The organism is Pseudothauera lacus, from assembly GCF_003034845.1.
GTDB lineage: Bacteria > Pseudomonadota > Gammaproteobacteria > Burkholderiales > Rhodocyclaceae > Pseudothauera > Pseudothauera lacus.
The window spans coordinates 40,330-48,055 of sequence record NZ_PZKC01000016.1 but is presented as its reverse complement, the minus strand read 5'-3'; the positions used below and the strand labels follow the sequence as shown (position 1 = coordinate 48,055).

The following is a 7,726-nucleotide window of genomic DNA, read 5'->3' as shown; positions in this document are numbered from 1 at the left end:
TCTTGTTCATCGGCTCGCAGCTTATGCTCCACGCTTCCTCCCCACGCTCGGTCGCCCTCACGCAGTTGCGCTTCACTTCGTTCGCTGTGATCAACTTACGGCGGGACTTACACCCGCAGGAGTGCGCCCATGCTGGGCGCACCAAAAAAAAGCGGAGCCCCCTGAGGGGCTCCGCTTATTGAATTGCAGTCCAGCGGTTTTACTGCTTGCGGCGGCGGCGCATGCCGGCGGCGATGCTAAAGAGCCCGATGCCAAGCAGGCCGAGAGTGGCAGGCTCGGGGATCTGGCTGGGATCCGGGATGTCCACCGTGTCCAGCGTGCCGCCCATAACATATGCATATGACATGGTTACGGACTCGCCGGTATTCAAGCTGCCGAAATCGTAGGAAAGACCGATGACATAGTCGCCGTTGCCGTCATTAGTGCCGGCAAGGTAGAACTCGGGGTCGGTCGTCCAGGATGCAGAAATACCGGTGTTGTGAGTCATGTCCGAGCGGGTGAACAGCCCAAGCGTCAGTCCGGTGTGGGAGCCCACGGAGTTAACGAAGTCCTCGGGTGCGATGCCCGCACCGCCACGGGAGTTGATGGTGTCGTAGTCACCATGGGTATTGACGTCGGGATCCGGATCGATCGCGCGCAGGAACCGGCCACCGGTCAAAGTCTGGAGAGCAGTGATGGTGGTTTCGATGTTGATGCGTTCGTTGTTCTGATTGAAGAAGTAACTGTGCGTGATCTCGAAAAAGGCACTGCCGCCGACGCCGTACTGGCCTGCCCAGATGACGTGGTAATCAAATGCGGACGTCGCGCTGACATCGACAGGGCCGGAGGTGGTGAAAATCGGCGAGCTTCCCCAGTCCTCATTGTTGTTGCCGACTGTCCCGGTCTGGTCCGTTGTAACGCCGAAGTACTCCCACGGAGAGCCCGGGGTGAGGTAGTCTTCGACGCCCCAATTGCCCGTTCCGCTGGGGTCGTGCTGCAACCCCGGGGACGTGTTGCCGCCGTAACCGAGCGTGCCGTTATCTCCAATGGCCGTCCGGATGTAAGGGCTTTCAACAATTACAGGAGCGGCACTGGCGGCGATTGGAAGCGCCATCGCGATGACGGCGGTGAGACACTTTCTGGCCAGTGAGGTGTTGCTGAGCTGCATTTGCTACTCCATCTGCATTAAAGTGGTGGGCATAAAGCAATGCGCGTGCCATATCTCTATGGCTACTCTAAGTCAATGTAATGCAAGATGTTTTTTTGCGATCAAGCTCCAGCTTGGCTTGCGAGTGTAAAATTTTCCGACAGAGGGCGCGTGTATCAGGCTTGTTTGCCGGTGGGGGGCGCAGCCGTCCAGTGCCCGGACTTGCCGCCAAGCTTCTCCTGCAGGCTCACCGCTTCGATGGTCATGCCGCGGTCGATGGCCTTGCACATGTCGTAGATGGTGAGCAGCGCGGCGCTGGTCGCGGTCAGTGCCTCCATTTCCACCCCGGTGCGCCCTACGGTTTCCGCGGTGACCGTGCAATGGACGGTGGATTGCGTGGCGTCGAGTTCGAAGGCTACGGCGACGCGGGTGAGTGCGATGGGGTGGCAGAGGGGGATGAGGTCGCTGGTGCGCTTGGCCGCCTGGATGGCGGCGATGCGGGCGATGCCCAGCACATCGCCTTTCCTGGCAGTGCCTGCGGCGACCATCGCGAAGGTGGCAGGCTGCATGCTGATGCGGCCGCTGGCTACGGCGATGCGGCGGGTTTCGGCCTTCTCGCCGACGTCCACCATGTGGGCCTGGCCGTCGGCGTCGAAATGGGTGAGGGGATTGTGCATGGGGCGGTGTACTCCGGCTGCGGCCACACGCCGATACAAGCGCGGCGGAACCGTTGAAAAAGCGGCGGTATCATAGCACCCGATGATGCGCCGACTTCTCTCCCTCCTGCTCAGCGCCGCACTGGTCCATCCCGCGGCAGCCTTCGACCTGCCCGACCTTGGCGACGTTGCCGCGAGCGACCTGTCGCCGCTCACCGAGCGCCGTATCGGCGAGTCGATCATCGCCGACATCCGCTGGCGCGATCCCGCCTATCTGGACGATGCCGAGGTCGAGGAGTACCTCAACAGGCTTGGTCGCCGCCTCGCCGCGGCGAGCCCCAATCCGCAGCAGGGGCTCGACTTTTTCGCCATCCGCGACAACACCCTGAATGCCTTCGCCTTGCCCGGCGGTTACATCGGTGTGCATACCGGGCTCATCCTTGCGGCGGAGAGCGAGTCGGAACTGGCTTCGGTTCTCGGCCATGAGATCGCCCACGTCACCCAGCGCCACATTGCGCAACTGGTCGGCAAGCAGAGCCAGGCCGGCATGGTGATGCTGGCCTCGGTGCTGGTGGCGATTCTTGCCGCGCGCAGCAATTCGCAGGTTGCCGAGGCGGCGCTGGCAGCGGGGCAGGCCGGGGCCTTGCAGTCGCAACTGAGCTTCTCCCGCGACATGGAGCACGAAGCCGACCGCGTCGGCCTGCAGACCCTGGAGGGTGCCGGCTTCGACGTGCGCGGCATGCCGTCCTTCTTTGAACGCCTGCAGCGCGCCGGTCGTCTTTACGAGAGCAATGCACCGGTATATGTGCGTACCCACCCGCTGACCACTGCGCGGATTGCCGACATGGACAACCGCGTGGCGCAGATGCGTTACCGACAGGTGGTCGATTCGCCGGCTTTTGCCTTCGTGCGCGCCAAGCTGCGCGCCAATGCCGGGGCGCCGGTCGATGCGCTGCGCGACATGGAGGCGCGCAGCGCGGTGCTGCCCGGCGATCGCGCCACCCAGTACGGGCTGGCCCGCGCACAGTGGCGTGCCGGGCGTGCCGAGGAGGCGCTGGCAAGCCTGCGCGCGCTGCCGCCGGGCGATGGTGGGGAGAGCTTTGTTGCCGTTCTCGCCGGCGAAATACACCTTGCCCGGCGTGATCCGGCAGCGGCGATAGCCGTGCTGCAGGCCGCGCATGAGCACGACCGTGACAGCCGCAGCGTGCGCTACGCCCTTGCCGACGCCCTGCTTGCCGGTGGCCGTGCGCAGGAAGCCGCCGCGCTGGCGCGCAGTGGCTTGCAGCAGCGCAATGACGACCCCCGCCTGTGGGGGACGCTGGCGCGCGCCAACGCCGCACTCGGTCTGCGCGCTGCACAGCATCGTGCCCAGGCCGAACTGTACGTGCTGCAGGGCGCGCTGCCGGCGGCCATCGAGCAGCTGGAAATCGGTCGTCGCGCCGGCGACGCCGACTTCTACGAGCTCTCGGCGATGGACGCACGCCTGCGCGAACTGAAGGCGCGCGCCGACGAGATGCGTGCCCAGCAGCGGCGCTGATCGCGGAGATTGGCGGCGAATCGGGTTAGAATTGACCGATTTGCTGATCGAGGAAGAGGAACGATGAATTTCGACAAGGAAGTGGATGCCCGCGGGCTCAACTGCCCGCTCCCGATTCTGCGTGCCAAGAAGATGCTGGCCGAGATGATGCCGGGGCAGGTCGTGCGGGTGCTGGCCACCGATCCGGGCTCGGTGAAGGACTTCCAGGCCTTTGCCAAGCAGACCGGCAACGAACTCCTCAGCCAGGGCGAGACCGCCGACAAGTCGTTCGAGTTCTTCCTCAAGCGCAAGTGAAGAAAGCAGCCTGAAATGCACAACGGGCCACCAGACGGTGGCCCGTTGTATTTCCGGGGCTGCTTTTCAGCGCCCGGCGAGCTTGTCGAGCTGCGGGCGCAGCTGCGCCAGGGTGGCCTTGAAGGCGGCCAGGCGTTCGCGCTCCTGCTGTACCACCGCGGCGGGGGCGCGATCGACGAAACTGGCATTGCCGAGCTTGCCTTCGGCCTTGGCGATCTCGCCTTCAAGGCGGGCGATTTCCTTGGTAAGGCGTTCGCGCTCTGCGGCAAGATCGATCTCCACCTTCAGCATCAGGCGGGTTTCGCCGACCACGGCTACCGGTGCCAGCGCATCGGCGGGAATATCGGCCACCAGGTCGACTTCGGCGAGCTTGGCGAGGCCGGCGAGGTAGGGCAGGTAGGCCTGCAGGGTGGCAGCGTCACCGGCGACCACCAGCGGCAGGCGCTGGGCGGGGGAGATGTTCATCTCGCCGCGCAGGTTGCGGCAGGCATGCACCAGCTGCTTGAGTTCGGCGACCTGGGCCTCGGCGCCTTCGTCGATGCGCGCGCGGTCGGCCACCGGGTAGCGCGCCAGCATCAGGCTGTCGGTGTCCTTGCGCGCCGCCAGCGGGGCGACGGTCTGCCACAGCTCTTCGGTGATGAAGGGAATCAGCGGATGCGCCAGGCGCAGCACGGTCTCCAGCACGCGCAGCAGGGTGCGGCGGGTGGCCCGTTGCTGGGCTTCGTTACCGGTCTGGATCTGGATCTTGGCCATCTCCAGATACCAGTCGCAGTATTCGTCCCAGACGAACTCGTATACCGCCTTGGCGGCGAGGTCGAAGCGGTAGGCCTCGAACTGCTCGGCGACCTCGGCCTCGGTGCGCTGCAGGCGCGAGACGATCCAGCGGTCGGCAAAGGAGAACTCCCGTGTGGCCTCCGGCGCCATGCCGCAGTCGGCGCCCTCGCAGTTCATCAGCACGAAGCGGGTGGCGTTCCACAGCTTGTTGCAGAAGTTGCGGTAGCCCTCGCAGCGCGCCAGGTCGAACTTGATGTCGCGGCCCGGGCTGGCCAGCGAGGCGAAGGTGAAGCGCAGCGCATCGGTGCCGAAGGCGGGGATGCCGGCGGGAAACTCCTTGCGCGTCTTCTTCTCGATGCTCTGCGCCTGCTTGGGGTTCATCAGCCCGAAGGTGCGCTTGGCGACCAGTTCGTCGAGCGAGATGCCGTCGATGAGGTCGATGGGGTCGAGCACGTTGCCCTTCGACTTGCTCATCTTCTGGCCTTCCGCGTCGCGGATGAGGCCGTGCACATAGACGTGCCTGAAGGGGATCTTGCCGGTGATGTGCTTGGTCATCATCACCATGCGGGCGACCCAGAAGAAGATGATGTCGAAGCCGGTGACCAGCACGGTGGAGGGCAGGTAGAGGTCGAGGGCGTCGTTGCTCTTGCCCGGCCACTCGGGCGTCCAGTCCAGCGTGGAGAAGGGCCACAGCGCGGAGGAGTACCAGGTGTCGAGCACGTCCTCTTCCTGGCGCAGGCGGCCTTCCTCGTGACGGGCGTGCAGCACCGCCAGACGCTGGGCGAGTTCCGGATACTGCCCGGCGGTCTGGCCCTGGCTCTGGCGCGTGGCGACTTCGGCCTGCAGGCCGGCGATCTCGGCTTCGAGATCGGCCTTCCAAGCGTGGATGGCGGCTTCCTCGCTGGCGGCGACGTAGATGCGGCCTTCGTCGTCATACCAGGCCGGAATGCGGTGGCCCCACCACAACTGGCGCGAGATGCACCAGTCCTGGATGTTGTTCAGCCACTGGTTGTAGGTGTTGATCCAGTTTTCGGGGTAGAACTTGATCTCGCCGGAGGCGACGCATTCGAGCGCCTTCTCGGTGATGCTCTTGCCGTCCGCGCCGGGCTTGCTCATGGCAACGAACCACTGGTCGGTGAGCATCGGCTCGATGACCACGTTGGTGCGGTCGCCGCGCGGTACCTGCATCTTGTGGGCCTTGATCTCCAGCATCAGGCCGAGGGCTTCCAGCTCGGTGACGACCTGGGTGCGCGCGGGGACGCGGTCCATGCCGACGATGGAAGCGGGCATCGGCACGCCGTCGAGGCTGCGGCCATCGGTGCTGTAGCGTTCGGCAATGGCCGGGATGGAGCCGTCGAGCTTGAGCACGACGATCATGTCGAGCTTGTGGCGCTGGCCGACCGCGTAGTCGTTGAAGTCGTGTGCCGGGGTGACCTTGACGCAGCCGGTGCCGAATTCGCGGTCGACATAGTCGTCGGCGATGATCGGGATGTGGCGGCCGGTGAGCGGCAGGGCGACGGTCTTGCCGATCAGGTGGGCGTAGCGCTCGTCTTCCGGGTGCACCATCACCGCGACGTCGCCGAGCAGGGTCTCGGGGCGGGTGGTGGCAACGGTGAGGCCTTTCAGCTCACCGATCGGGCCTTCGGAGAACGGGTAGAGGATGTGGTAGAGCTTGCCGTCCTCTTCCTCGGACACCACTTCGAGGTCGGACACCGCGGTGCCGAGCTTGGGGTCCCAGTTCACCAGGCGCTTGCCGCGGTAGATCAGGCCTTCGTTGTAGAGGCGCACGAAGGTCTCGGTGACCGTCTTCGACAGGCCTTCGTCCATGGTGAAGCGTTCGCGCTTCCAGTCCGGGCTGGTGCCCAGGCGGCGCATCTGGCGGGTGATGGTGCCGCCGGAGTATTCCTTCCACTCCCACACCTTCTCGAGGAACTTCTCGCGGCCGAGGTCGTGGCGCGAAATGCCCTGGGCGTCGAGCTGGCGCTCGACGACGATCTGGGTGGCGATGCCGGCGTGGTCGGTGCCCGGCTGCCACAGCGTGTTGTCGCCGCGCATGCGATGGTAGCGGGTGAGCGCGTCCATGATGGTCTGGTTGAAGCCGTGCCCCATGTGCAGCGTGCCGGTGACGTTGGGCGGCGGCAGCAGGATGCAGAAGGCATCGTTGCGGGACTTGTCGAGTCCGGCGTCGAAGTAGCCGCGCGATTCCCATTCGGGGTACCAGCGCCGTTCGATTTCGGCCGGTTCGAAGCTCTTGGCAAGTTCCATGATGTGCTCGGGGTCTTTTCAGGCAAAGGGCGAATTATAACGGATGGCGCAGGGGCCTCCGTGCTGCGGCAGGTGTGCAGGGGCAGGCGCGGAGCCGGTCAGTCGTCCTGGCGCTGGCCGTCGAGGTGCGCGGCGATGCGGTCGGAGAGGCGGGGCAGCAGCGTGGTGCGCAGGTGTTCGAGGGCCTGGCGGTGCAGGCGCTCGCCAAAGGCGTCGAGTTCGCGCGCCACCATCTGCGGCAGTTCGCGATCGAGCCAGGTTTCGATCTCGCGGGTGAGTTCGGTGTCGAGCTCGATGAGGTGTTCGGTGAGGAGATCGTGGAAGCTGGGCACGGGCGCCACCGCCGTGGCAGCGGGTGGTGGCGGAGCCGGCGGAGTCGCGACGGGGGCGGGTGGTGTTTCGGCGGCGGGCGGCGACGGGGCTGCGGGCGACAGCGGGGTAAGGGCGGCGAGGTCGATCTCGTCTTCGTCGACGACATCGGTGAGGATGGGCAGGTCGTCGGCGTCGACCGGTTGCACGGGGGCGTCACTGCCGCTGCGGTGACGGCGCAGCAGGGCATCGGCCTGATCGAGCAGGCGGTCGGCGGCCTCTATGTCGGCGTCGTGGAGGGCGGCGGGGGGCTGCCAGGGGTTCACAGCGGCTCCCTGCGTTCGGCGTCGAAGAGCTGGATAGGCAGTTCGCAGCGTTTGTAGTGGCGGTAGCGTTCACGTCCGGGGGCCTTGTCGGCTTCGCTGTGGCCGACGATCTCGACGATCATGCGGAAGCGTTCGAAGTCCGGAGGCAGATCGGCGGCGAGATTGAACAGCAGGTCGTCGTGTGGCCAGGGCAGGGGCGCGTCGCTGCGTCCGATGAGTACCGGCGTGTGAGCCGCGAGGGGGCTGTCCACCATCACATGGGGGATGAAAGACTGGGCGTCGAAGCGCCACAGGGCCTGATCGAGGCGGGCGGCAGCGGCGGCGTCGCTGACCCGCATGGCGACCCGCCGTCCGCCGGCCTGTGCGCGTGCGGCCAGTTCGCAGGCCAGCGCCAGGCGGTCGGGGGTGTTGTGATAGAACTGCACCCGCGGCACGGTGC

7 protein-coding genes are annotated in these 7,726 nt (G+C 65.8%); 2 read left to right on the top strand and 5 right to left on the bottom strand.

Annotated elements, in window-relative coordinates; all coding sequences use genetic code 11:
- Positions 1-199: 199 nt before the first annotated feature.
- On the bottom strand, positions 200-1,147 hold the full coding sequence (locus C8261_RS15695) for a PEP-CTERM sorting domain-containing protein (protein ID WP_107494679.1): 948 nt from the start codon (positions 1,145-1,147) through the stop codon (positions 200-202).
- Positions 1,148-1,302: 155 nt separating this feature from the next.
- A complete protein-coding gene (gene moaC, locus C8261_RS15690) occupies positions 1,303-1,803 on the bottom strand; it encodes a cyclic pyranopterin monophosphate synthase MoaC (RefSeq protein ID WP_107494678.1) in 501 nt (166 codons plus the stop codon).
- Positions 1,804-1,885: 82 nt separating this feature from the next.
- On the opposite strand from moaC, the gene C8261_RS15685 reads away from it, so the two are divergent.
- Both C8261_RS15685 and C8261_RS15680 read left to right on the top strand, forming a co-directional pair.
- Positions 1,886-3,319, top strand: coding sequence for a M48 family metalloprotease (locus C8261_RS15685; protein ID WP_107494677.1), 1,434 nt, complete (start codon positions 1,886-1,888; stop codon positions 3,317-3,319).
- A 63-nt stretch (positions 3,320-3,382) separates the two neighbouring features.
- Positions 3,383-3,613, top strand: a complete 231-nt coding sequence (locus C8261_RS15680) for a sulfurtransferase TusA family protein (RefSeq protein ID WP_107494676.1) — start codon at positions 3,383-3,385, stop codon at positions 3,611-3,613.
- A gap of 66 nt (positions 3,614-3,679) precedes the next feature.
- On the opposite strand, the gene C8261_RS15675 is transcribed toward C8261_RS15680, so the two are convergent.
- The 3 genes from C8261_RS15675 to C8261_RS15665 all read right to left on the bottom strand — a co-directional run bounded on the left by C8261_RS15675 (position 3,680) and on the right by C8261_RS15665 (position 7,721).
- The gene (locus C8261_RS15675; protein ID WP_107494675.1) at positions 3,680-6,652 is read right to left on the bottom strand and encodes a valine--tRNA ligase; all 2,973 of its coding nucleotides are present in this window, start codon (positions 6,650-6,652) and stop codon (positions 3,680-3,682) included.
- Between the two features lie 98 nt (positions 6,653-6,750).
- Entirely contained in the window at positions 6,751-7,287 is a 537-nt protein-coding gene (locus C8261_RS15670) for a hypothetical protein (RefSeq protein WP_107494674.1), read from the bottom strand.
- Positions 7,284-7,721 (bottom strand): DNA polymerase III subunit chi, encoded by a 438-nt coding sequence (locus C8261_RS15665; RefSeq protein WP_107494673.1) that lies wholly within the window; start codon positions 7,719-7,721, stop codon positions 7,284-7,286. Before C8261_RS15665 ends, C8261_RS15670 begins: the two co-directional genes overlap by 4 nt.
- Positions 7,722-7,726 lie beyond the last annotated feature (5 nt).